Origin of the sequence: Motilimonas pumila (genome assembly GCF_003596335.1) — a bacterium.
GTDB classification, from domain to species: Bacteria; Pseudomonadota; Gammaproteobacteria; order Enterobacterales; family CBDFNC01; genus Motilimonas; species Motilimonas pumila.
In genome coordinates this window covers 31,501-56,205 of sequence record NZ_QZCH01000012.1, presented here as the reverse complement: position 1 = coordinate 56,205, position 24,705 = coordinate 31,501, and the positions used below count along the sequence as shown (strand labels likewise).

Annotated in this window: 26 protein-coding genes; 9 read left to right on the top strand and 17 right to left on the bottom strand. The window is 46.0% G+C overall.

What is annotated here, in order from left to right; genetic code table 11:
• Positions 1–100: 100 nt before the first annotated feature.
• The 3 genes from D1Z90_RS10565 to D1Z90_RS10555 all read right to left on the bottom strand — a co-directional run bounded on the left by D1Z90_RS10565 (position 101) and on the right by D1Z90_RS10555 (position 3,294).
• Entirely contained in the window at positions 101–1,351 is a 1,251-nt protein-coding gene (locus D1Z90_RS10565; protein WP_158587103.1) for a prolyl oligopeptidase family serine peptidase, read from the bottom strand.
• 155 nt (positions 1,352–1,506) lie between these two features.
• Complete coding sequence (locus D1Z90_RS10560; RefSeq protein ID WP_119910720.1) at positions 1,507–1,797, bottom strand: PilZ domain-containing protein; 291 nt, start codon at positions 1,795–1,797, stop codon at positions 1,507–1,509.
• A gap of 117 nt (positions 1,798–1,914) precedes the next feature.
• On the bottom strand, positions 1,915–3,294 hold the full coding sequence (locus D1Z90_RS10555) for a PhoH family protein (RefSeq protein ID WP_119910719.1): 1,380 nt from the start codon (positions 3,292–3,294) through the stop codon (positions 1,915–1,917).
• 289 nt (positions 3,295–3,583) lie between these two features.
• Between D1Z90_RS10555 and D1Z90_RS10550 the strand changes: the two genes are divergently transcribed.
• Complete coding sequence (locus D1Z90_RS10550; RefSeq protein WP_198419129.1) at positions 3,584–4,213, top strand: MBL fold metallo-hydrolase; 630 nt, start codon at positions 3,584–3,586, stop codon at positions 4,211–4,213.
• Between the two features lie 56 nt (positions 4,214–4,269).
• Here the strand turns inward: D1Z90_RS10550 and D1Z90_RS10545 are convergent, their stop codons facing one another.
• Together D1Z90_RS10545 and D1Z90_RS10540 are read right to left on the bottom strand one after the other, a co-directional pair.
• Entirely contained in the window at positions 4,270–4,647 is a 378-nt protein-coding gene (locus D1Z90_RS10545) for a hypothetical protein (RefSeq protein WP_119910718.1), read from the bottom strand.
• Positions 4,648–4,756: 109 nt separating this feature from the next.
• Positions 4,757–5,416 carry a glutathione S-transferase N-terminal domain-containing protein gene (locus tag D1Z90_RS10540; RefSeq protein ID WP_119910717.1) on the bottom strand — a complete coding sequence of 220 codons (660 nt, stop codon included), beginning with the start codon at positions 5,414–5,416 and terminating at the stop codon, positions 4,757–4,759.
• A gap of 233 nt (positions 5,417–5,649) precedes the next feature.
• On the opposite strand from D1Z90_RS10540, the gene D1Z90_RS10535 reads away from it, so the two are divergent.
• Positions 5,650–5,895 carry a YecH family metal-binding protein gene (locus D1Z90_RS10535; RefSeq protein WP_119910716.1) on the top strand — a complete coding sequence of 82 codons (246 nt, stop codon included), beginning with the start codon at positions 5,650–5,652 and terminating at the stop codon, positions 5,893–5,895.
• Positions 5,896–6,119: 224 nt separating this feature from the next.
• Here the strand turns inward: D1Z90_RS10535 and D1Z90_RS10530 are convergent, their stop codons facing one another.
• From D1Z90_RS10530 to D1Z90_RS10515, 4 genes are all read right to left on the bottom strand, one after another.
• Complete coding sequence (locus D1Z90_RS10530; RefSeq protein ID WP_198419121.1) at positions 6,120–6,845, bottom strand: sulfite exporter TauE/SafE family protein; 726 nt, start codon at positions 6,843–6,845, stop codon at positions 6,120–6,122.
• Positions 6,846–7,076: 231 nt separating this feature from the next.
• Complete coding sequence (locus D1Z90_RS10525; RefSeq protein WP_119910715.1) at positions 7,077–7,556, bottom strand: DM13 domain-containing protein; 480 nt, start codon at positions 7,554–7,556, stop codon at positions 7,077–7,079.
• Positions 7,553–8,047 carry a GNAT family N-acetyltransferase gene (locus tag D1Z90_RS10520; RefSeq protein ID WP_119910714.1) on the bottom strand — a complete coding sequence of 165 codons (495 nt, stop codon included), beginning with the start codon at positions 8,045–8,047 and terminating at the stop codon, positions 7,553–7,555. The genes D1Z90_RS10525 and D1Z90_RS10520 overlap by 4 nt, the downstream gene beginning before the upstream one ends.
• A gap of 43 nt (positions 8,048–8,090) precedes the next feature.
• Positions 8,091–8,726: a LysE family translocator gene (locus D1Z90_RS10515; RefSeq protein WP_119910713.1), complete on the bottom strand. Its 636-nt coding sequence runs from the start codon at positions 8,724–8,726 to the stop codon at positions 8,091–8,093.
• Positions 8,727–8,856: 130 nt separating this feature from the next.
• Here D1Z90_RS10515 and D1Z90_RS10510 point away from each other — a divergent pair, with 130 nt between their 5' ends.
• Positions 8,857–9,645, top strand: coding sequence for a hypothetical protein (locus D1Z90_RS10510; protein WP_198419119.1), 789 nt, complete (start codon positions 8,857–8,859; stop codon positions 9,643–9,645).
• 15 nt (positions 9,646–9,660) lie between these two features.
• Here D1Z90_RS10510 and D1Z90_RS10505 read toward each other — a convergent pair whose 3' ends face one another.
• Entirely contained in the window at positions 9,661–10,560 is a 900-nt protein-coding gene (locus D1Z90_RS10505) for a LysR family transcriptional regulator (RefSeq protein ID WP_119910712.1), read from the bottom strand.
• A gap of 166 nt (positions 10,561–10,726) precedes the next feature.
• Here D1Z90_RS10505 and D1Z90_RS10500 point away from each other — a divergent pair, with 166 nt between their 5' ends.
• Entirely contained in the window at positions 10,727–11,647 is a 921-nt protein-coding gene (locus tag D1Z90_RS10500; protein ID WP_119910711.1) for an NADP-dependent oxidoreductase, read from the top strand.
• Positions 11,648–11,788: 141 nt separating this feature from the next.
• Here D1Z90_RS10500 and nagE read toward each other — a convergent pair whose 3' ends face one another.
• Entirely contained in the window at positions 11,789–13,261 is a 1,473-nt protein-coding gene (nagE, locus tag D1Z90_RS10495) for an N-acetylglucosamine-specific PTS transporter subunit IIBC (protein WP_119910710.1), read from the bottom strand.
• Between the two features lie 371 nt (positions 13,262–13,632).
• Between nagE and D1Z90_RS10490 the strand changes: the two genes are divergently transcribed.
• Positions 13,633–14,553, top strand: coding sequence for a LysR substrate-binding domain-containing protein (locus D1Z90_RS10490; RefSeq protein WP_198419117.1), 921 nt, complete (start codon positions 13,633–13,635; stop codon positions 14,551–14,553).
• On the opposite strand, the gene D1Z90_RS10485 is transcribed toward D1Z90_RS10490, so the two are convergent.
• The 5 genes from D1Z90_RS10485 to D1Z90_RS10465 form a co-directional block, all read right to left on the bottom strand.
• Positions 14,550–15,164, bottom strand: coding sequence for an arylesterase (locus tag D1Z90_RS10485; RefSeq protein ID WP_119910709.1), 615 nt, complete (start codon positions 15,162–15,164; stop codon positions 14,550–14,552). The genes D1Z90_RS10490 and D1Z90_RS10485 overlap by 4 nt on opposite strands.
• A gap of 340 nt (positions 15,165–15,504) precedes the next feature.
• Positions 15,505–16,728, bottom strand: a complete 1,224-nt coding sequence (gene trpB, locus D1Z90_RS10480; protein WP_119910708.1) for a tryptophan synthase subunit beta — start codon at positions 16,726–16,728, stop codon at positions 15,505–15,507.
• Positions 16,729–16,905: 177 nt separating this feature from the next.
• The gene (locus D1Z90_RS10475) at positions 16,906–17,325 is read right to left on the bottom strand and encodes a GFA family protein (protein ID WP_119910707.1); all 420 of its coding nucleotides are present in this window, start codon (positions 17,323–17,325) and stop codon (positions 16,906–16,908) included.
• A gap of 129 nt (positions 17,326–17,454) precedes the next feature.
• Positions 17,455–17,901, bottom strand: a complete 447-nt coding sequence (locus D1Z90_RS10470) for a hypothetical protein (protein ID WP_119910706.1) — start codon at positions 17,899–17,901, stop codon at positions 17,455–17,457.
• Positions 17,902–18,014: 113 nt separating this feature from the next.
• Positions 18,015–18,560 carry a phosphoribosyltransferase gene (locus tag D1Z90_RS10465; protein WP_119910705.1) on the bottom strand — a complete coding sequence of 182 codons (546 nt, stop codon included), beginning with the start codon at positions 18,558–18,560 and terminating at the stop codon, positions 18,015–18,017.
• Positions 18,561–18,720: 160 nt separating this feature from the next.
• Between D1Z90_RS10465 and D1Z90_RS10460 the strand changes: the two genes are divergently transcribed.
• The 3 genes from D1Z90_RS10460 to D1Z90_RS10450 all read left to right on the top strand — a co-directional run bounded on the left by D1Z90_RS10460 (position 18,721) and on the right by D1Z90_RS10450 (position 21,161).
• Positions 18,721–19,776, top strand: a complete 1,056-nt coding sequence (locus D1Z90_RS10460; RefSeq protein ID WP_119910704.1) for an alpha/beta hydrolase family protein — start codon at positions 18,721–18,723, stop codon at positions 19,774–19,776.
• Positions 19,777–19,877: 101 nt separating this feature from the next.
• Positions 19,878–20,279 (top strand): GFA family protein, encoded by a 402-nt coding sequence (locus D1Z90_RS10455; protein ID WP_119910703.1) that lies wholly within the window; start codon positions 19,878–19,880, stop codon positions 20,277–20,279.
• Positions 20,280–20,732: 453 nt separating this feature from the next.
• Positions 20,733–21,161 (top strand): hypothetical protein, encoded by a 429-nt coding sequence (locus tag D1Z90_RS10450; RefSeq protein WP_147378756.1) that lies wholly within the window; start codon positions 20,733–20,735, stop codon positions 21,159–21,161.
• Between the two features lie 319 nt (positions 21,162–21,480).
• On the opposite strand, the gene D1Z90_RS10445 is transcribed toward D1Z90_RS10450, so the two are convergent.
• A complete protein-coding gene (locus D1Z90_RS10445) occupies positions 21,481–22,920 on the bottom strand; it encodes a KAP family P-loop NTPase fold protein (protein ID WP_119910701.1) in 1,440 nt (479 codons plus the stop codon).
• A gap of 387 nt (positions 22,921–23,307) precedes the next feature.
• Here D1Z90_RS10445 and D1Z90_RS10440 point away from each other — a divergent pair, with 387 nt between their 5' ends.
• A complete protein-coding gene (locus D1Z90_RS10440; protein WP_119910783.1) occupies positions 23,308–24,693 on the top strand; it encodes a DEAD/DEAH box helicase in 1,386 nt (461 codons plus the stop codon).
• Positions 24,694–24,705: the final 12 nt, after the last annotated feature.

Genomic DNA, 24,705 nt, shown 5'->3' with positions numbered 1-24,705 from the left:
CTTGATACCAATAAAAACGCCCGCTGTGCCACAGCGGGCGTTTTTTTATGCCTTGCCTTTTATGCATTGCATTAACAATGCGTTTGCAAGGTGATGCCAATTACTGGCTGGCAAGGGTCCAATAGTCGTAATACAGCTCTTGTTCATCAGCCAAGGTTTTAAAGGCTTTACTTGCGGCAAACACTTCAGCAAGAGAGCTGATATCAATGGATTTTGACATGCTCGCCATATAGAACACGCTGCCATCTTTGGCTGTTTTCTCGGTAATGGCTGAAGCGCTCATGCCTTGCGCTTTGGCTTGCTGCGCGATGACGTTTAACGGTTTCTGCGAACGGGCGTAATAATATGACTCCACCGCTTGCTTACCGTCAAGTACGACCCCTTGAGATCTCAAATTGGCCAGAATGCGTAAATCGGTGGTTTCTTGAACTTTTTTCACATAAGTCAGATAAGCGGGAATTAGCTGCTTGTTTACATCAATTGACAAGGCGCCGCTTTTACTCGAAACAATCGCATTGGCAAAGAGGGTGTTGATAGAGTGAATAAGGTTAAAGTGGTCAGCCCCTTTAATTAAGGCGGTCGTGACCTTATCATTTGGCTTCGCCGCAAGCTGTTGCTCAAAATCTTTAATATTAGCAGCCCTACCCTGCTCACCCTCAACAATGTAGGTAGGGGTATTAATGTAAGACATGAAATTTCTTGGGCTTCTTAGGTAAATTTCTTTATCTTGCCACTCAAAATTGGCTCGCTTTTTACCATAGTGGTCGCTACTTGGCCCTAACGCAATCACACCGGCAAACATGTCTGTCGCCTGCGCCACCAACAGCGCCAACGTTCCGCCCGTACTATGACCGCCCAAGTAGATCCGATTCGGGTCAATATAGTCGAGGCTTTTAAGGTACTTAGCGGCGCTAATAACATCGTTCACTTCGCCATAAAACTGCTCCACCACGCCAGGGTTACCTTTGGTACCGCCACGTAAAGTCGGGTGCATCATCACGATGCCGTAATTGCGGTAAACTCTGGCAGACTGTTCATTGTCGACGTCAATCTCCGTCCACAGATATTCACCTGGAGAGCTGGTAGGAAAACCGCCTGTCAGCCAAATAATCGCCGGCCTCTTTTCATTCTCGGCCAACTGATGCTGACTTAAATACGCCGACATTGGGCCTATCTCACTGTCATACTGCACCACTTTAAAGATCTCTGCGGGAGGGTGAGGCATGGCCTCAGTGATTTTTTGTTGCTCAGTGAGCACAGTAGTAAACCCTGCACGCTCAGACAACAAATTGTCGGCCCATGCTGAAGCGGTGATAAACGCTAAGGTGATAGCGATAAGTGGGTGTCGCATCTTGCTCTCCATGTTCTAGATAAATTCCATGTACTCGTTGCTCTGAGCCTGCCAATGATAAAAAATCAATAACAAAAAAGGCCCCTGCAGGGCCTTGATGCTGATGGCAATCGTCAGTTAATGAGTAACACGCCTAGCAGCGTGTTATTATTACACTAAGACAGCTGGCTAAATTGCACCGCCATCGAGTATTTGTCCCCTAGGGGCTGGATCCTTAATACCACAGCATCGGCTTTTAACGGCGGCGTACTGGTGCCATTTGCCGTTAATTGCACATACACTTTGTCGTTAGGTTTAAACACATTGTCTGATACGGTAATGCTCATCCCTGTGGCACTTAAATCTACACACATTCCTTCGTATTTTTGACCAGCTAACGTTACTTCAACACCCGACTCTATGGCCATACGACGAAAGTTTCTTCGGTCGCTTTGTGCATCAATCACTCGCTACTCCTATTTCTTTAAATACAAATTCACATGGTTGAACAACATGCAGCAGTTAGCAAAATGGGTCAAGCCATAATTACATAACTGCTAACCACCGCACACTTGCTCATTAAGCTATAAATTTTCCTCTGCAAACGACGCCAAGCGGCTACGCACGACGCCATTCAGGTAAACATTGGCGCTGCCTTCAAAATCTTTAAAGCGCTCAACAATATACGTTAAGCCAGAAGTCACAGGGGTAAGATAGTTACTGTCAATTTGTGCCAAGTTGCCCGAACAAACCAACTTAGTGCCTTCCCCGCAACGGGTAATGATGGTTTTCAGTTGCGAAGCGGTGAGGTTTTGACATTCATCTAACAGTACAAACGAATTTTGGATACTGCGACCACGCATAAAGTTCACCGACTTAAACTGGATATTGGCTTTTTCCATAATGTAGTCCAGCGACCCATCAGTGCATTCATCGTTTTTATGCAGTACTTCCAAGGTATCTGTGATAGCAGCCAGCCAAGGCATCATTTTTTCTTCTTCGGTGCCGGGTAAAAAACCGATAGACTCGGCAATTTCGGGCGTGTTTCGGGTCACGATAACCTTATCGTAAATGCCTTTTTCCACCACCAACTCTAATGCTGCGGCCATGGCCAATAGGGTTTTACCACAACCGGCGGGACCGGTAAGGATCACCAATTCTATATTGGGATCAAGCAAGGCGTTAATTGCCATGGCTTGGTATATATTTTTCGGCTGAATCCCCCAAGCATTACGCGACAATAAGCGGTCTCTGCCCAAGTCTTGTAAGCGAAGGTTGCCGGCTTCTTGGGCCACGACTTTGGCCGCAAACAGTTTGGTTTCATCCAAGATGTATTCGTTCGGGTACGCCCCTTCTATCAAGCTTGGGTCTAAATTATGGAAGGTATCACGCCCCTGCGTATCGCTGTCGCAGTCTTCCACTTGGTCCCAAAAACTCCCGGGTAACTGGCGAAAGCCTTTCGACAATAGCTGAATATCATCAATCAGCTGGTCGGTGCGGTAATCCTCTACGTACTTGAGCCCCGCCCCTTTAGCTTTGAGGCGCATGTTAATGTCTTTAGTGACCAAGACTACTTGAGTGCGCTCTTTCACTTGTTGTAAATACAAAGCAGCATTGATAATGCGGTTATCCGGTTCGTCTTCAGTGAAGACCTCTTGGCTCATGGGTTGATGGTGATCAGTGAAAATGGCCACACGACCACTGTGGTCTTCATCGTTTTTGCTCAGTAATACGCCTTGTGTAATGGCGTCGGGATCAGCGTCTTTAAAAATGTCTTCTAAGGCACGAATCGCCACTCGAGCATCACGGCTAACATCCTTTTGCCTGTCTTTGATTCGGTCTAACTCTTCTAAAACCGTCATCGGAATGATGACGTTGTGCTCTTGGAAAGAATAAATTGCGAGGGGTTCATGTAGTAATACGTTGGTATCTAAGATAAAAAACTTACGATCATCATTTCCCATAGGCTTTCTCCTTGTACTCCATTTCGCCAATTGTCTGACTGACAAACCAGCTGAAGTGTTAATTTCAGCATAGTTCAAGCCTTTCCACTCTAGCTAGGCAGCAATGTCAGTTTTATGACAAAAATCTTAAAACCGACATCCCATGCCAATAAATGCCTCAGAAAGTGATCCAACGCCAACGATGGTTGCGGCATATTGACGCTTAAAAACCACCATAATGCTGATCTTAGCCCCTAGCGTCAGCGACGAAAATGGTTACACTAACGCCAGACAAATTAAGGAGCTGACCATGCGCATTCGAATCATTCCTGTGACCCCGTTTCACCAAAACTGTACCTTGTTGATTTGTGAAAAAACTCAACAAGCGGCGGTGGTCGATCCCGGAGGCGACGTACCAAGGATCTTGCAAGCCATTGCTGAAGAAGGCGTCACGGTGGAGAAAATCTTTATCACCCACGCCCACTTAGATCATGCAGGCGGCACCGCAGAACTGGCCAAAAGCTTGAACGTGCCCATTGAAGGGCCCCATAAAGATGACACTTACTGGATTGAAGGCTTTGATATGCAAAGCCAAATGTTTGGTTTTCCAAAGTTAGAGAAATTTACCCCAAGCCGCTGGTTAGAAGACGGTGACACGGTAAGCTTTGGCGCAGTAGAAATGGCGGTATTACATTGCCCGGGCCATACTCCAGGCCACGTTGTCTTTGTCGACCATGCCAGCCAACAAGCCTTAGTGGGCGACGTGTTATTTCGTGGTTCTATTGGCCGTACCGACTTCCCAATGGGCAATCACGAGCAATTAATTACGGCCATCAAAACCAAGCTTTGGCCATTGCCAGATGAAACTAAATTCGTCAGTGGACACGGTCCTGAGTCAACATTTGGCAAAGAGAAAAAAACCAACCCGTATATTTATTAACGTAAAAAGACGCGTAAGCTCCCCCTTACGCGTTGTTACTCCCTAAACCCAAACGATTAAGGCAACACACCGGCAATCTTTCGGATCCAGTGAGTTTTGTAGTTAATAAGCGCATAGGTAAATACAAATACCCCCACGCACAAGCCCAGTAGCCAATAAAGGCTAAACAACAAGCTGCATATCGCCAAGGGCACAGAGAGACATTGCAGGCCATTCACCATAGATTGAGCTTTAAAACATGAGTCACACCAAGCATCTGTATAAGGATGAAAGCCTGGTGCATGGCGTAAGTGACCTTGTTCACCACATAAGCTGCAAATCCCGCAATAACCGGGCTTTACTCCTTGCTGAGTGAGGGTGTCAGGGGAGGTTTGCCACAAGCTGCAGTAGCAGTTTTTATGTCTGGTGCGCGATCGTTTGATATTTTTACTCACTCGTTATTACCTTACTCTGCGTATCTTTGCGTGTATCTCAGCAAGGAGAAATTCAACTTCAACACTTTGTGATTTATCCTCTCACAGATACCACACAGCGCGATGAGCATTAAGCAAGTAAACGCTGTAACTGTTCATCGGTTAGGCTGGCTTCCCAGTCAAAATGCTCGCCCTTAGCAAGGGCTGCTTGCACATCTGCTCGCGCGTTCATGGTGTCGAGGTAGCGGGCAATGTGCGGAAACAGCGCTATGTCTTGTTGTTGCTGTACGTGCGGCCTTACCCAAGGAAAAATGGCCATGTCGGCAATGGAGTAATCGCCTGCAACATAGTCTTGCCCCGTCAGTTGTTGGTTCAACACGCCGTATAAACGGTGGGTTTCTTCGGTGTAACGCTTAATACCATATGGCACAACCTCTGGCGCGTACAAATTAAAGTGGTGGTTTTGCCCGGCCATAGGCCCAAGACCACCCATTTGCCAATTAAGCCACTGCAATACTTCATAACGCTCCGGCCCAGACTCAGGTAAAAAAGCCAGATATTTTTCCGCTAAATAAGTCAAAATTGCGCCAGACTCAAACACACTGATGCCTTCTTCTTCATCCACCAGCACAGGGATGCGGTTATTGGGTGCAAGCTCTAAAAACGACGGTAAAAACTGATCATTCAAACGAATATTGATAGGGATTAAACGGTAATCCACGCCTAACGCTTCGAGCATTAAAGTCACTTTATGGCCATTGGGAGTGGGGGCATAAAACAGTGTATACATATCGCCGTATCCTATTGATTATATGAAGCCTATACACAACATACACCGAAACCAAGCAAGGTCAAATCACAGCCTTAAATTCGCCAGCGGCTGGCGATGTCTTTTGCCGTCAAATCAAGCCAACACAAAACACCCACAGGATTTGATTTATATCAGCATCCGGTTCGATAGCCCTTGCCACTTTGTGACCAGTGTGGGATTTTGACAGCGTCTTTTGATTTAGAGGTAATACAATGTCCAACAAAGTTCATGTACATGACGTATTAAATATGATGTCGCAATCGGCAGAGCAATACAGCACAGACTCGTTAATTGCTGCGATGCAACGCACCTTCGGTGAAGATGCCCAATACCGCAGTTGCAGTCAGCAAGGCATGGATGCGGCCCAAGCCGTGAGCTTTTTAAAAGGCAAAGGCAAGTTTGAAGGCGATGATAGCGGCTTTACTCGTAAAGCGGGCGATACCTGCTCTCACAGTTAAGAGTGTGAACAAACATAAAAAGGCAATCTGTTCACCAGAACTGAGAAAGCGTCGATGATTTCAATTGTCATTGACCCCTTCAATTAAGATTGCCAGCTCTTGCCTCCAAGACCTGCCCCAAAGCAGGTCAAATGGGGTAGGCATAAACGTTAAAAGCTAGCCTGATTTTTGCTTTCGTTTTTTGCCTTAATGTTTGACTTGAATGACAGGCTTTACAAACTAGCTTAAGACGTCGCCATAAGCACATAGCCCACGACCGCCGCGCCACCGGACACACAACACAAGACTAACGACATCATTCGCAGCTGGTGTTTAGCAATTAAGTGGTTGGTACGTTTAGCGAGCCAATAACCAACAAAGGATGCGGGAATAAGCGGCCACGTTAACTGCACATGATGCCAAGTTAGGTAGCCGCTGGCTCCTTGAACGGCTAAAGACATCAAAGAGCTGACTAAAAAGAACGCGGCCAAGTTGGCGCGAATGACATTGGCAGCTTGATGCTGTAATAGCAGCGCCATCGGTGGTCCGCCAATGCCAGAGCTGGTGCCAAACAGGCCAGAAAAAAAGCCCGCCCAGGCCAGACGTTTAGGGGTAGGTTCAATTCTGACGGGCAATAAACTCACTGCAACCGCCGCCAATACAGTCAGGCCAATCAATAAAGATAATTGCTGCGCGTTAATGTACCAAAGCAGCGCGCCGCCGGCTAATGTGCCCGGGATGCGTCCCAAAATGGCATGGCTTAGGCCTTTTAAGGATAAGTCTTGGCGATAATGCCAAGCGTTTGTGAGCGACAGCCCAACGGCCACCATGGTAATCGGCGCAGGCACATAATCAGGTGAAAGAAAATACAATACCGGCGCGGTTGCAATCGCCAAACCAAAACCAATCGCAGATTGTAAATACGCTCCGATGATAATCACCAACATGGCGATCAATATTGCGCTGTCCACAGCATAACCTCAGAAGAACAAAGCGGCACTATAGCACAGCCGCCTTAACGCTTTTTGCGCTGGGTCAGCTTAAAAGCGCGGCTACAGATACGCACACGCGTACGCTGCAGTCATAACCAGACAATGCCAAGTGCTATGATTAAAATCGGTGGCTACAGCAAAGCGCTTGCCATGATCTCACTATTTGCCACTACAGGCTTAACGATAAAGCCTTTGCCATTGCTGTTACACTTATTCTCGATATTGGCCCGAGGTAATAAATTGACCAAAGGTTTCGCACCAAATAACCACGGTATTATATTGGCTTAACGCTACCGTTTGCGGCAACGGCAACAGAAAGTTTTCAAACGTTTTTACGTCTCCTACCCGCACCATTTGGCTTTTTAAAGCATTAAAATCGGCTTCGGTTTCCACGAAGCGGGGCGAAAGGTAGAGCTTATAATCAGGTCCTGGAGCCAACTCTCCCATAAAGCCAATGGCGTCAGCACTTAGCACGACCTTGCCTTCTCCCCAGTGCAGGGCGTCACTGTCTTGGCGCTCGCGAGTAAACGATGCGGTAAATTCGGTCTGCGCTGTGACTTTTGCAATTTCGGCGGTTGAAGGGGCCTTGGGAGCAATCAAAATAGGCAACATATAAATGCCTAAGCCGATGCCGACGACCAAGGTTAACACGTGAGAAATGGCTAAAATAGCGTAGCGAATCATCTTCATAAACGTTCCTCTGTTAACGATTGTTTTAATGCTAATGCCATAGGTTGAAAGGCGACCCCCTCGTGCTCGCCAACTTGTCCCACTTTGACAAACCCGAACCTTGAATACACAGGCACGGCAAATAATGAAGAGCGTAGCGAAACGGTTGCAGGCTGCACGGCTTGCTGCTGCCAGCGTTGCAGCACATGTTGCCATAACCGTTTAGCGATACCCTGGCCATGGTACGCTTGAGCCACAAATAAGTTGTATAAATAGTCATTATTACGGGTGGCAATGAAACCCGCAACGTGGCCATCAATTACCGCAACGTCATGAATAAACGCCGGCTCAGCCAACCGCTGACGGTAACCTTCTTCAGTAAAACTTTGCTGCAGCCAAGTCGGCACAGGGAGCTGCGCATCCGCCATATAAAAGTGACTTAAGCCATTAGCTATTTGACTCAACGCGGCGGCGTCTTCAAGCTTGGCACGGCGAATAGTTAACACACCCATATTAATTCTGACTCCTTGTCTTGTTTGCCCAATCAAACAGGCATTATTGAATTTTACCCACCAACACTTTCAGTCCTAAGGCTATCATGGCTCCGCCTAATACGCGGTCTATCCAATGGCTGCAGCGTTGAAACTGGGCGTTTAATCTTGGCTGCGACAAAATGTTCACCACCAGCGCAAACCAAACAAACTGGATCACCATCATCCAGAGGCCATAAATCGCCAATTGATATAGTGGCATGTCAGCAGACAACACCAAAGTAAACAAGGATACAAAATACACCGGCGCTTTGGGATTTAAGGCGTTACATAAAAAGCCCCGCCGCACGAGCTTGCCAGCGGCCAGTGATGCCGTTTTTGCTCCCGTCGTTGAAATAGCGGTGACTTGCCCTCCCCGACTGCGTAAACCTTGCAAGCCTAAATAGATTAAGTAACTGCCACCCAGTATTTTGATGACCCACAATAAAGTAGCTGAATTCGCAATGACAGTGGCCAAGCCCAGCGCAGAATATAGAATATGAATACCCAGCCCCAGCGCAATGCCGAGACTACACCATAATCCAGCCCGCTTCCCTTGAGTTAAGGTTTGTTGCGACACCAATACAAAATCCGGCCCCGGCGACGCCGCAGCCAAAAGGTGAATAGAGGTTATCAATAATAAGCCTTGCCATAAGTCCATATCTGTTGCCTGTAACATTCACGTTGAACAAAGTGTAAACTATCAAGCAAGTGATCTACGCGCGAGCTTTATTTTCGCCTCACTTTTTAACCCCTTTATTTCTGCTTTTTTCCGATTGGATAACATCACTATGCCTCGAATGCCCCTTGCTGCCTTATGTTTAATCTCGCCTGTTTTATTTGCCCCTACGAGTTGGGCCTCGGAACAAAGCGACGGCGAAGAAGCACCAAGCCAAGAACGAGACATTTACGACAACAAAAGCAAAAATGCCGACGATCCGACTCGTATCAATACCAAACTGGGCTTTGCCGGTGACTATAACTTTGAGTCTGAAAAGTTCGGTTATTCTATCTCTGGCTCAATTGGCCTAAGCGAAGCCCAAAAAATCAACCTAAGGCTTCACCCAGATACCGGCGAGTGGATGCTAGGAGGCTCTTGGTTATTTGATATTGGCATAGTGAACTTCAACTTTGGTAAAAGTGAATACGACGACGGCTCTAATTACAATAACTACAGCGTCGGCACCTTTGTGCCGTTAACCGTGTTTGGTATTGAGCCTAACGGTTGGCAAATCTTCCCGATGGCAGGCTTTAATTACACCGATGGTGAACGCCCGGTGGGTGAAGGCGAGCCAGAATATGATCCTGCTAACCCTTATTTATTGCACCCTACCGACAGCACGGGCGGTTACTTGGGCTACTTCTCTTTAAAGCCTCTTAACGACAGCTATACCTTAATCACCTTTGCCGGGGCCTCGGCAGGCTCAGATGACTACTTTGGTTATTGGTTAGGTGCGGGTGTTGGTTATAAGTTTACCCAAAGAGACTCGGTTAGCCTGTTAGCCATTGCTGCTGATAACGACTATGGCGCCACCCAAAAGATCATTTTGTCTTATAGTCACGACTTTTCTACCCTTTAATACAGGCCGTTCCGCTTAGCCAAGTGTTTGCATATGCTGCTCAAACCACAACTGAAAAAAAGCGATAAACTTATGTACCTTCAAGGGGGTAAAAGTACGCGCCGGATACACCATGCTAATAGTGATGGTACCGTCTTGATAATCTGGTAATAAGGTCACCAGAGAATCATCATTTTGCTCATCGCTACGATATACAGGCAAAAAACCCACCCCCATACCTTGTGTTAATAAGTGGCGCACCATAGCAGTATTATTCACCCGCACTTTGCGCTCAAACGCGACCTGCTCTGTGGTCCCTTCTTTTACAAAGCGATAGCTATTAGCCCAGCCATAACGATGGGAAATCAAGGGATGATGAGCAAGATCTTTCGCCGTGCGAGGATGACCATGTTGCGCAAGATACTCAGGGGCCGCCTTTAAGTGCACCGCTAAATCACCAATGGGTTTGTAGATTAAGCTGGAATCAGGAAAGGCTTCACTGGCGCGAATGCAAATATCAAAGCCTTCTTCTACCATATCTACAAATCTGTCCTCTACCATGATGTCCAGCTCTATGCTGGGGTATTGACGCATAAACTGCGCATACATCAGGGCGCTGGCTTGTTCACCTAACACGCTGGGCATGCTCACGCGAAGCAAGCCTGCTGGCGTGCCTTGTAACTCAGCAATTTCACTCTCAGCAATGGCTAATTGCTGCGCCACTTTGCGGCAATGATGCAAATACGACTCACCGGCTTCGGTTAAGCTCAATACGCGGGTGGTTCGCTGCAATAAACGCGCGCCAAGGGATTGCTCTAAGGCAGAAATTTGTTTGCTGATATACGAAGGAGAAGTGTTTATTTCATCTGCCGCTTTGGAAAAGCTGCCAAGCTCAGTCACCCTAATAAAGATGTTCATGGCGGTGAGTTTATCCATGGCCTTTCCTCCCTGTTGCTGGTTTGTTGTTGGTCTGTTGCTGTTATTTTACTGAGAAACCAAGTTATTCATTCCATTTTGGAAAAACTATTACTCCATTTAGCACATTTATCAAGCCATAAGGAATAAATAGTATTGACAGGTGACTAGCAAAAAGGAGCAATCAATGAAAGCCGTTCAGTTACTCAGCCAAGACCAAATCAGCATTTCTGAAATAGACTTACCTACCCTAAAATCGGAAGAAGTATTAATTAAAGTAGCCGGTGTGGGCGTCAATCCCGTTGACTGGAAAATTGCCTCCGGCCAGCTGGCGCAGCTAATAGACCAACCGCTGCCTTTAACCTTAGGCTCAGACGTAGCCGGAGAAGTCGTCGAAAGTGCCCACGGTTTTAAAGCGGGCGATAAAGTCTACGCCATGAAAACCATCGGCCAAACCGGCAGCTTATCAGAATACTGCAGCGTTAAACGCTCTCATCTTGCCCGAGCCCCTAAAAATCTGTCATTAGCGCAGGCGGCGTCTTTGCCTATGGCGGCACTGACCAGCTGGCAAGCGTTATTTGTGGCAGGTAAATTAAGCCGTGAGCAAAGGGTACTCATTCAAGCCGGCGCAGGCGGAGTTGGCTCAATCGCCATTCAGTTAGCCAAAATCATGGGCGCTTATGTAATTACTACAGCCTCTGAAAAAAATCGTGATTATTTATTGGCCCTTGGCGCAGATGAAGTGATTGATTACGAGAGTCAATCCGTTATTGATGAGCTGGCAGAGCAACCGGTTGATTTGGTGATCGAGTCAATGTGGGGGCAATTCCAACTCGATGCAGTTGCCGTACTTAAACCCCAAGGCCGTTTAGTTAGTTTATCAGGCTTGATGCCCGAAACCGTCGCCGCAGCCAAGGAGGCCAACGTCAGAGCCGAGTTTGTCTTTGTGCAGCCTAACGCCGAGCAGCTCAATCACATTACCGAATTGGTAGAAAGTAAGCAGTTGCTTGCTCATGCGAATAAGCTGTTTCAAGTGGATGATATCGAGCTAGCCTACCAAGAGAGTCAGCAAGGCCATGTGCGAGGTAAATTGGTCGCCGTGTTTTAATTGCCTGCGTTCCCTCTCGGCCATTATGTTTATCAAGATTCCCTCTCACTGAGGTAAAGAGATCCGTTTGATAAATATAAAAGCCCAATAAAAAAGCTGCCGTAGCAGCTTTTTTATTACCTTATCGTCAGTTAAGCAAACTTAACGCCCGAGGATATTTTTCATTTCTTGGGCAACTTTATCGACTTTGCCCACACCGATAATGACTTGTAAACCCTCTTTACCCATGGCAACCGTGCCTGCTGCGCCCAAGCCTTTTAGAGCAGCTTCATCAGCCAGACCGGAATCTTTCACTGTTAGACGCAAGCGCGTAATACAGTTGTCAATTTCCACTATGTTGTCCTCGCCGCCAATGGCCTTGATGTACTTATGGGTTAATTTAGTTAAGGCTGCAGCTGGATCCGCTTCGTCTTCTTCCTCTTGGTTCATATCCACACCACGACCCGGTGTTAAGATATTAAAGCGCAAGATCATCCAGCGGAAGATAAAGTAGTACAGCGCGAAGAATACCAAGCCTTGCAATACCAGCATATACCAGTTGGTCGCCAGTGGGTTTTGGCTTGATAATACTAAGTCCACCAACCCTGCTGAGAAACCAAAGCCCGCCATCCACTGCATGCTTGCGGCAATGTATAAAGAAATGCCCGTTAGTACCGCGTGCACCAAATACAATACCGGCGCTAAAAACATAAAGCTGAACTCAAGAGGCTCGGTAATGCCGGTGAAAAACGACGCCATTGCCGCCGCTAACATGATAGAGAACACCTTGTTTTTATTGCGCGCTTCAGAGCAGTGGTACATAGCAAGTGCCGCACCAGGTAAACCAAACATCATAATGGGGAAGAAACCTGCTTGGTACATACCAGTCACACCCGGCACTCCAGTACCGTTGGCAATAGACTGGCCACCGCCGAGGAAGTTAGGAATATCATTAATGCCCACTACATCAAACCAAAATACGGGGTATAAAGCATGGTGCATGCCCACAGACAGCATTAAGCGGTTAAAAAAGCCAAATAACCCAGCGCCCACTGCGCCCAGTGATTGCAAATAGGTGCCAAAAACTATCAAGGAGTCGTAAATGGCTGGCCATACGTAAAGCAAAATAAAAGCTAATACGATACCGGCAATCGAGGTAAGGATAGGAACCAAACGCTTACCACTGAAAAACGCTAAGGCTTTTGGCAGTTCGACTCCTGAATATTTGTTGTAAATTTCTGCCGAAATAATGCCTATGATAATACCAACAAACTGGTTGCTTATTTTGGCAAAAGCGTCCGGCACGTTGGCCACGTCAACCCCTTGCAACTGGGCTACCACGGCAGGTGATAATAATGTGGTCACCACCATAAACATGACAAAGCCCGACAGAGCTGCCGGGCCGCTTTTATCTTTACTTAAGCCAAACGCCACACCAATGGCAAAAAGCAGCGCCATATTATCAATAATGGCGCCGCCTGATTTAATCAGTAATGCTGCAAGAATACTTTCAGAGCCCCAACCAACGGGATCTATCCAGTAACCAATGCCCATTAAAATGGCCGCGGCTGGCAGTACGGCAACGGGCACCATGAGCGCTCTACCCACCTTTTGCATGTAACCTAAAATATTCATTATCGTCCTCTATTATTTTGTAATTCGCGATTGAAATTAGGATTTAATGACTACCGGCTAAGCTCGGTATTTGGCAGGAAAAAGGGAGTAAATAACGGTAAAGCAGCCACTTTTATCTATTTATGTGTCCTTACAAAGATACCAATAGCAGGAAAGGCCAGATTGCTATTGAGCCGGTATTTACACCCATAAAACTGCCCCATGTTGCGCTTAGCTCATTGCAAGCAAGTAACACAAATTGCACCTTTGCCTTACTCATTCGTAGTCAGGTATAAATCAACTGAGGTAATTACAACCCAATTTAAACTCGGCAACAAACCGATAATTTTGTTACCATGAATTAAAATTTTTAATGCATAAAGGTGTAATTAATGGAGAATCGCCAGGTAGTGCTGGCCAACATGCACACATTCAGCGTGGTTGCCAAACACTTAAGCTTTACCAAAGCCGCCGTCGAGTTATGCTTGAGCCAAGGCGCGGTCAGCTACCGCATTAAAATGCTAGAGCAGCAACTGGGTTTTCCTGTGTTTATTCGCCTGACGCGTAAATTAGAGCTCACTAACGAAGGCCAGCGCCTGCTGCAAACCCTTAATCCGTCTTTTGATCGTATTTTTAGCGAGCTGGAAGATATACGCTTCAATCAACTCAGCGGGGACTTAACCATAGGCACCTCGCCTGGGTTTGCCATGGACTGGCTACTGCCAAGGCTGGCTCGCTTTCAAAGTCTTTACCCGCAGCTCAACGTGACCATTATTTCGAAAGAATACCGTTACGACTTTGAGCAAGAATCGATTGATTTAGCGATATATTACAGCCGAGGCATTTATCCTGGGTTTTATGCAGAGCGCTTGTTTGAGGAGCAGTTTCTGCCGGTGATGAGCCCGCAATACGCCGAGCAATTTAACTTGTTAAAAGGGGATTTGGACAGCTTAGCCAAGGTGAACTTTATTCAAATCATTGACTCCCAAATTTGGGCTCGCTGGCTCTCAGAAATGGGCAAAAATATTAACCCAGAGCAGCAGTGTTATCGCTTAAGCCAGCGCGGTCAAGACTTGTTAGCAGCTAAACACCACCTTGGAGTGGCAATGGGCCGCTTACACGCAGTTGCGCCGCAATTACAACGCGCAGAGTTGATCGCCCCCTACCCGGCGATTGCCGGAGAAGGCGGTTATGATTTAGTGTGCCCGCAAGGCATGGAGCTGCAAGCGCGATTTCAAGCCTTTGCCAAGTGGTTACGCCACGAAATAATCAGCAGTCGTGATGGCGTAAGTAAATTGCCCAACGCCCATTAATAGACGGTAATTTTTTCCGCTAAAGCGTCAGCAAAAGCTTTATAGCCGGCGCCGTTTAAATGCACGGCGTCTGATTTCATGGCATTCTCACCCAGTAAATCACTCAAAATATCCAGCTCGGCCACTAGCTCATACTGCTCTGCAAGCTCTTCATACACAGGCAAAGGTGACAGCATCAACGCCGGCTTAGGCACACCGACCAAAACCACTTGGGCTTGATAAGTTTGGCACAGCGCTATCATGCTTTGTAAGTTGGCTTTTAGCTTGGCTACCGGCAGCTTTTTTAATAAGTCATTGCCGCCATGGGTTAAAATCACGAGATCCGGACGCTCTGCTTGCAAAATGCCTTCTAAGCGAGCCAAACCTTCTGCGCTGGTCTCACCTGAAATGCCTTGATTAATCACCTTGACGCCCAAGGCCTGCGCCAAGTGCGCGGGATAACTTTGCGATTTATCAGCGCCCACGCCTTTGGTTAAGCTGTCACCATAAGCCAAAATCACCCCAGTTTGGGCAATCGATGCCGTGTCTGGTTGCTTCGAGCATGCCGATAAAAACACCACTAACAATAACCAACAAAAGCGTAAATACGAAGGTAAAACAGCAACAGACATGACCACTCCCAATCAAACATTTCAGCGGCTTATGATAACCCAACCTAACATGAGTGCAACGTATGTCAGCGCCGTAATTGCCACAACTCGCTTTATCAAGGAGCATGATGAATCAAGGATTGGTATTTTTGTTCAGCGAAATAATAAAAGCCCCCGCTTTTGCCAGAAAGCCTGACTGATGGAAAAGGCGGAAATGGTACTGGGGAATTAGACAAGGGATAACAACAATAAAAAAGCGAGCCAGGGGTCAACCAGACTCGCTGTTTACCTCGTGCGGAAAATCGTTAACTTAAGCCTACCCAAGCTAAATTCGCTTGCCACAATAAAAATGTAAAGACCATTAAAGCAGTGACTCAATGCCGTATTGCTGGCCGTAATTTTCAACCACAAAATCGATGTCTTTGTCACCACGGCCTGATAAATTCAGCAAAATGCTGCCCTTCACGCCACTTTTAGCCAATTCAATCGCTTGCGCGACGGCATGAGCTGATTCAATGGCAGGAATAATGCCTTCTAAGCGCGATAACTCAAAAAACGCGTCAATGGTTTGGGCGTCGCTGATGGCAACATAATTTACCCGGCCTTGGTCTTTTAAGTAGCTGTGCTGCGGCCCTACCGAAGGATAATCCAAGCCACTGGCAACAGAATAAACCGGCTCTGGCTCGCCTTGTTCGTCTTGCAGCATGTAAGACTTAAAGCCATGCATGATACCGGGTTTACCCAAAGTGAGGGTTGCAGCGTGCTCGCCTTTTTCGGTTAAGCTGCGCCCAGCGGGCTCAACCCCATATATCTCTACCTTGGCATCATCTAAGAAGGCAGTAAACATGCCCACCGCATTAGAACCGCCGCCGACACAAGCAACGATGTTATCTGGCAATGCCCCCGTCATCTGCTGAAATTGCTCTCTGGCTTCATTGCCTATGATAGATTGAAAATCGCGCACCATCATAGGAAACGGATGTGGCCCAACCACAGAGCCAATGGCATACAGTTGCGTTACTGGATCTTTTAAATACGCTTCAAACGCCGCATCTACCGCCTCTTTTAAGGTTTTTCTGCCATGGGTGGCGGCAATGACATTAGCGCCTAAAATGCGCATGCGAACCACGTTAGGGTGCTCTTTTTTTATGTCTACTTCACCCATATAAATATCACACTCTAACCCAACTAACGCAGCTGCCGTTGCCAGTGCAACGCCGTGCTGGCCAGCCCCGGTTTCTGCAATCAGCTTCTTTTTGCCCATTCTTTTAGCCAACAAGGCTTCGCCTAGGCAGTGGTTGATTTTATGAGCGCCGGTGTGGTTTAAGTCTTCCCGTTTCAGATAAATGTCTGCGCCGTATTTTTGAGACAGGTTTTGAGCATAAAAAATGGGGCTTGGACGTCCCACAAAGTGCTTATACAAATAAGCTAACTCATCCAGAAAATCAGGATCTTGACGACACGTTTGGTAAACCTCGCTGATTTCATCAATGACTTGTTGTAATTGCGGTGGAATAAAGCTGCCACCATACTCGCCAAAAAAGCCTTGAGCATTGGGCAAGGGGTGATCAAAAGTGTTTTTCATAAGTGTCGTCCTTAACTGCTTAAAGCTTGTTTATAAAGAAAATAGTAAACGCTGACTAATTGAAATTGCAGATTTTGTGAGCATATCAACAGGCGTAATTTCACTAATGGCCGTTGCCTTATCTCAGATCAAAAAAGCAGGCCGACGCCTGCTTTTTACAAACTTATCAGCACGCTTTTATGGCTGATATTGAGCAAACACTTCTGCCCCGGTCATATTCTTGGTTTCATTGGCAAAACAGTAATATTCTGGCTTTTCATCAATAAAGATTTGATGGTCAAATGCCAGAGGTTGCGGCATGTCGAGTAACCCCACCGGCACTATGTATTGGCCACTGATGGTCAACTTATAAAATAAGTGGCTGCCGCATTTTTTACAAAATGCCCGCTCAGCCCACTCAGATGAAGTAAAGCAAGTAATGTGCTCAGCCCCTTCAAAGCTCACGTCATTACCACAATCCACCGCCATTAACGGCCCACCAGTCCATTGCCGGCACATGTTGCAATGACAAGCCCCTACCGAGGTGTTTGCTTGCGCTGCAAATATTTTAACGCTGCCACATAAGCATTGACCCGTCGCCGTTACCGCTTCACCCATTTGCTTCTCCAAATACTATTGATGTCATTACCTTATTAAATTAAAACAATAATATTGTAGACAACAGATTAAACCGCTATTAGCAACCCATGCTTTTTTAATGCTCCGTGGCAAAGGCGCGCCGTAACTTTACTCATTGACTGGCGCCACATACCAAGTGCCTTGGCATAAAGCATTGGTCACTCGCCAATGCCCCGCGATGCGGGGCCGATCCGAGCTTCCCGAGTCTTGTTGATATTGCCCTGTAAATCGATAGCCCCAACGCAAGCTATCTGAGTACAAAACCAATTCACCTTGCTCAGATATCCAACCTAAAAGGTAGGTATTGTTGTAACTGAGTTTAAGTTTGACCGCACCATTTTTGATTGACCCCACCACAGCCGTAGGTAAACAAATACTGTCACCGCTTTCATCAAAACGCTCTCCTTGCCACTCACCATCAAATGCAGTGCTGGGAGTAAAAGGCGGTGAAGCTGGCAAAGGGGGTGATAAGGGTTGTCGCTCACCACGATTAAACTGCCACACCACGGCGCCACCGAGCAATGCCGCTGCAATAAGCCATCCTGAATACTTCATAAAACGCGCCTTTTTAACATCGAAATAAGCGCTTTACTTTTGCACGATATCTCTGATGAGTCAAAAGCTAATAGTTTTTAACCTCCGGATTTATATATGATTATGGGTTTTGCCTAGGTGTTATCTAAGCTTTCTTTGGGCGCTTTAAAAATGGCATTTAAATGTCGATATCGATCCTCTAAAGGCAGGCCATAACCCACTATCATGGCGTCCGCTGCCAACTCATAAGCAAAATATTGTGCCGCCGCTAGGTCGACTCGCCCCGGTTTAACCAATAATGTCGCCACGGCTAACGAACGCGCAATATTGAGCTGTTCGAAGTGCTGCAATAAACGTTTCATGGTACTGCCTGACTCCAGTGCATCATCCACTAAAATCACGTCTTTACCTCGGATGTCGATATTTTGGTGGTAAACAATGGCCGACTGATTGTTATTGTCCCCTGGCGTATGAGGGCAAGAGATGTAATCCATCTCAATATTAAACTCCAGCTGCCGAACGAGATCAGCGGTAAACAAAATTCCACCCGGCACCACACTGATGATCACCGCACTTTGATAAGCCTGATTAAGTTGTTGCGCCACCTTGCTCACCCCTTGTGCTATTTGCTGTGGGCTAAGCACCTGCTCGCCGAGGGCTTGCTTTAATAATCGTTGCATTGCTATTCACTCTCCCCTTTTTGTACCACACAGCCAGAGTTAAATTGTTCATTACTCTGTATAAATGGATTAATAATTTGTCGCTATACTAAGTTGAGTATGGCGCAGTTTTAGTGCTGGTCATGGCTTTCTCACCTGATAGATAAATAAGGATATATGAATGAATCGTACCCGAATTTTGCTCGCATTTATGATGCTATCAATTTCGTCATTTTTCGCTCACGGGACAACCGAGAACACCGCCAAATACATTGGCTTTAAAAAGCTGACGGTCAAGCCCAGTAAAGCAGAGCCAGGGTTTCCTATCGGCCTTATTTACCCAACCCACACTCGCGACAAAGCCATTAACGTTGGCCCCTTTAAAATGCGCTTGGCCAAAGGCGCCAAGATAGCTAAGGGGCAATACCCCTTAGCTATCATCTCTCATGGCTCAGGCAGCACCAACTTAGCCCACCGCAGCATTGCATTTGCCTTGGTTAAAGCCGGGTTTGTGGTTGGGGTACCGCTTCATCCTGGCAACAATTTCCAAAATAACTCCGCAGCCGGCAGCACCGACAGCTGGAATGATCGCCCGGCCCATATCAAACAAGCAATTGATGCCGTATTAGCAGATAAAGCCGTAGGCAAACACATAAATAACGAGCAAATCGCGGTGGTAGGTTACTCTGCCGGCGGCTATACCGCACTCGCGGCCGCCGGAGGCAAAGCGGATACCAGTCACCTGATTGAATTCTGCCAACAAGGGGTCATCAAAGATCCCATGTGTAAAGCCGTCAAGGCTAAGAAAGTAAAACCGCAACCACTCGATGATAACTATGACCCACGTATTAAAGCCATTGTATTAATGGCTCCGGTCGGGGTACTGTTTCAAGCTGAAGATGCGCTGAGCAACGTCAAGATCCCAACCTTGATGCTGCAAGCAGAAAAAGACCAAGAGCTCACTGAACCTTATCACGCCACTGTTATTGCTAACCATTTTAAAGACCAAGCACTGCTGTCTCATTGCTTAGTGAAAAATGCCAGTCATTACGCTTTTATCACGCCTTTTCCTGCGGAAATTAAAGATAAGCTAGGTAAAGTCGCCAAAGACCCTAAAGGTTTTAATCGCAGCCAGTTTCATCAACAACTCACGGCAGACATTAACCAGTACCTGCTTAATGCTCTAAGCGCTGAGCCAAGCGACGCTTTTAAACCCACCTCTTGCACCTTGCTTTAACGCCAGATAATGGCGCAACTCAGCGGGGAATTGCGCCATTTGAACATGATGGAATAAATCATTAGATTAATAACAGATTTACCCAAAAAGGAAGCAGTCTGATGATTCGTCAGGTAGGAAACACAAAAATAAAAGCCAAGCACAAAGCCAGCTGCCATTGCGGCGCAGTAGTGCTTGAAATGTCCCTTCCCCGCGGCATTGAAAACCCAAGACGCTGTGACTGTTCAATTTGCCGTCGCAGAGGTGCAATAGTGGGCTCTGTCGCCCTTGATGGCATTCGTATTATTCAAGGTAAAGACGCACTTAAGTTATACCAATTTAACACTCACACCGCGAAGCACTACTTTTGCAGTCACTGCGGAATTTATACCCATCATCAAAGGCGCTCTGCCCCTGATGAGTATGGTTATAACATTGGTTGTTTAGAAGGCGTCAATCCTTTTGGGTTAGGTGATGTAGTCACTAATGACGGCGTTAACCACCCAGCAGATCGCAGCCAATAACCTTTTGCGTACCAGCCTTGCTGCCAACCATTAAGCAGCTGCAAAAAAAGGGGGTGGCTTCCCCTCTCAGGGCAAACGCATATATGTTTTACTTTCAAACAGCAAGCGATGATAAGTGGTCTTTCCATATACGAAACGCCGTAAAATCATTCATGATCGCTTAACAGCCGTATCCTTGCGGCAGATACTCGCCCAATAAGACATCACTTTATGCTTAAATAACATTCATGCGATTGCCCTTCTACCTCCTCTACCGATACACCTAACCAAAGCTCTATGACATAACATCCGCTCCCAAATACTGTTACCACTTGAAATACACTTAGCTCATCCCGCCAACCAAGCGAGATAAAATAAATCTAAAAAAGCCACTTGACATAATATGCCTTAAATTCTATTTTTATTAAAACCTTTAGACATAATATGTCTAAAATCACAATAAAGGAGTGGCCTGTGATGTTAAAGTCAGCCAGTTTTAAAATCGATAACGACCATTTTCAGTTTAATAATGACCGCTACCCACTGGCTAAAATTCACGGTGTGCGCCTAAAGAAAATGTCGCTAATGGATAACCTTGGCTTTATGGCATTTTGGCTTGCAGTGTCGTTTGGCGTGTTTGGCTTTTTTGCCATGTGCTTTCACTTCAGCACAGAGTTTTACTATTCTCTGCTCGCTTTATTGGCAGCTATCGGTTTAGGGCTTGGTTTTGTCAGCAGCGCAAAATACGCACTGCAAATCGAATTTATGCATATCGATGAAACCGGAAAACAATGGGTCAACGTGGCCAAAACCTTTTCCGACCAAGAAAAAACCAGGTTTGAGGAGCAAGTGAACATACTAAAAAGCACATTGAAAATAAGTCGCCCAAATCCCCAAATTTAATAACAAGATGTTGAAAAGGCACTTTTTAGTGGTGCCTTTTCAAGCTAACGAGTAGGTATCAGAAGACGATAAAGATTGATCGCTTTTGCACTTGGAATTGGAATTGGCAGCATTAAGCAATCCTACAACTCAAATTGATCATTTTAGATCGAGTTGGATTTCTAAGCGCACCAAAATTTACAGAAACACTTGCTCAGCTCTGACGGAGTTTTGGACAGAGACATTTTATATGTCTTCACAATATCAGCTATTGGCGGATTATCTTTGGTATTGCAGAGCATCAGACTATATGACCAAATTTACTATTCCACTACAAGAGCTAGTCAATATTTCCCGCAAGCTCAATGACTCTCTTATAATGCTCCCAAAGCCAGTATTTTTTATCATGTCCATTGAAGTGACGTGCATGATTTTCCAAATCTTGGAAGAACAGAGTTCGTTCGTGGTTTGGCGATTCAGGATGAATAAAGTCCTCTCTGCTGTTTGGTAGCTTAGTTTGCGTTGTCGCTTCTCCAAACTCATCTTCACGTTCTTTATCTAACAGAATCGTATACTTCATGACTGCTTCGATGTAATCACTCATTGAAAGATCAGAGCACCAGTTAATAGAAGTATCTGATGGTTTATCGAATATGGGATTGTTTCGACCTCTATCATTGAAGCTAGCATAATCTCGGTCATGCTCTATTAGTCCCACAATCAAAGCTGGAACGTTTATATATTGTGTTTCACCTGTTCTAGCTTTTGTAGCTGATGCAGTTTTGAGACAAGCATTTACTTTGTGAAGCAGTTGATCAATGTCTCTCATTTGTAATCTATATGCGGTTGCAAGTCTTTCAACAATGTAGCTGAATTTAGCGTTGCTTAGAGGGAATAGTTCAACACCATCTAGTTTCAAAAAACTTAAATCTAAACTGTTTATGTAAGTTGCTATCTCTGGTTTAGGGAGACTAATGCGTCGGTTGAAAAAACGTTTCAGATATTGCAACGAATCAAAATCTTGCCCATATACAGCCTTTATCGAGTGACAAAGTTGCCCAGTATCAGTAGCAATAGCAAACACCAATCCTTCTGTAGCGAAGAAGTGTTTTACCACCTCAAGCATTTCGATGGAGTAGCTAGGTCTACACCTGTCTAACTCGTCGATTAAGACAACTATTGGTAACTCTAACTCATACTTTTCTTTGAGAGTTACTGCTATTTCACTTAATGACGCTCTCACATCAACAATGGCTTGTACTTGCTCAGCGTGATCTTTAGCAACTTTTTCGGTCAATGACTCAGGATCATTGATAAGTGCTAATAGTGGTTGAATGGCTGTAGCACCTACAACGGTGCCTGACGTTGCTAAAGAAACCGCACCTGCGATGCCTGTTATTGAAGACTTTAACAGCGCACCTAAGTGCTTTTTAGTTTTTTTCCAATCAGCATCACTTTCCTCATCAGTACAAAATAGTTCAAGTTGCTTGATTAGCTCACTTGCCACAACACTCAGTGGAACTTTTGAAAAATCACTTTCCCAAGCATCGATGTACACTGTAGGGTGGTTTCGCTTGAGTAGCATTGAATATAGTCTTTTCAGAAACTCGGTTTTCCCAGCCCCCCAAGAACCGTCGATGTTGAGAACAAATCCATAGTGTTCTCCTATTAGGTAATCAGCAAGAAACTCACCATACTCTTGTCGATTTAGCCTACAGCTTTCAAATGTATGAGTGTCTTTCCAGTTGGCATACTTTGCTTGGTTTATTAAGTCAGACATACTTGATCCGTGATTGTGTTTTCCTAGATATTGCACTTAATCACTGGGCCCATTCAATGGTTATAAATCTATAATGAGACTTGAAACCTGAGTTAAGTAGCTAGAAAAAAGATAGAAAGTGGTCAGACAGTAAAATACTAAAAATCACATAGATAAGAAAAAATAAGTTAAATTAACTCACTGTGATTTATGAGGTTGGTCATCGCTAGCAATGAAAGGGGCACTAACGAGTTAAGCTACAACTCGCTATTAACTCAATAGACGATAAAAAAGCGAGCTTAATTGTTTCGATCAGATTTTATTGGCTTACGACGCTAGGTTCACTTCGCCTTTTAAGGCGATAACCGGTATGATCTGCCCATTGTGCTAACCGCTAACGAGAGCGCCATGTCATTTTCATCTTTGGGCTTAGAGTCTGATCTATGCCAACATTTAACCAGCCTTGATTACCAACAGCCGACGGAGATCCAAAGCCAAGCGATCCCTGTGGTATTAGCAGGTAAAGATCTGCTGGCATGCGCGCAAACGGGCACAGGTAAAACGGCCAGCTTTGTATTACCTTTATTGCAATTAATTAGCCAAGCTCCCGAGCACCGCGCTAAGCGAGTGCGAGCACTGATATTGGTGCCAACCAGAGAGCTCGCGCAACAGGTTCAACAAAAAATCGACCTATACAGCCAAGGCATGAACCTGACTTCACTGGCCATGTACGGCGGGGTAGACATTGCGCCGCAAAAGCAACAGCTCATTGAAGGCACGCATATTCTTGTAGCGACCCCAGGTCGCCTGTTAGACATGATGCACCAACGCGCGGTACATTTTGACCAGCTCACGCATTTGGTACTGGATGAAGCAGACCGCATGCTCGACATGGGCTTTATTGAAGCCATCAATAAAATCATGGCGCGCTTGCCAGAGCAAAAACAAACCTTACTTTTTTCTGCCACCTTACCTGACGGTGTACGCTTTCTGGCCAAAACGGCGATGCAATCACCCCAAGAGATTAATATTGCCCAGCAGCAAGTGGCGGCAAAAGGCATTGAACAATGGTTAATCACGGTTGATAAAGACAAAAAATCTGCGCTGCTAAGCCATTTAATTCAGCAGCACCAATTCCCGCAATTGCTGATTTTTATTCAAACCAAGCACGGCGCTGCCAAGTTGGTGAGTCAACTGGAAAAACGCGGCATTGCTGCAGAAGCCTTCCACAGTGGCCGCAGTCAAGCCAATCGCGAGCAGCTGCTCAAGCAATTTAAAGCCGGTAAAGTGAAGATACTCATCGCCACCGGGCTTGCTTCCCGTGGCATTGATATCGCCGAACTTAACCACGTGATTAACTACGATCTGCCAGATCAAGCTGACGACTATGTGCATCGTATCGGCAGAACAGGCCGTGCGGGATTATCTGGCGAAGCCATTTCGTTTGTCTCGAAAGATGATTTTAAAAACCTGTGCGCCATTGAAAGTAAACTGGGCCACTTGATCGAGCGCAGAGTGGTTGAAGGTTTTGAACCGAAAAAAGTCGTGCCTGTGTCTATTTTAAATTATCAGCCTAAACGCAAGCCAGCAGCGAAAGCGAGCCAAGATAAAACCACAGCGAAAGCAAGCAAACGCAGTCAAGCAGCATCAGAAAAAAGCCAGCCAGAGGGCGATCGAAATAAGGCCAAACCTTCAAATCACAGCGCTGCGCCCAAACACAAAACATCCCCCCAAAAAGCTCCCTCATCAGGCGGTGATAACCCTTGGGCCCAGTGGCAAGGAAAAGATAAATAAAAGCAGCGGCTT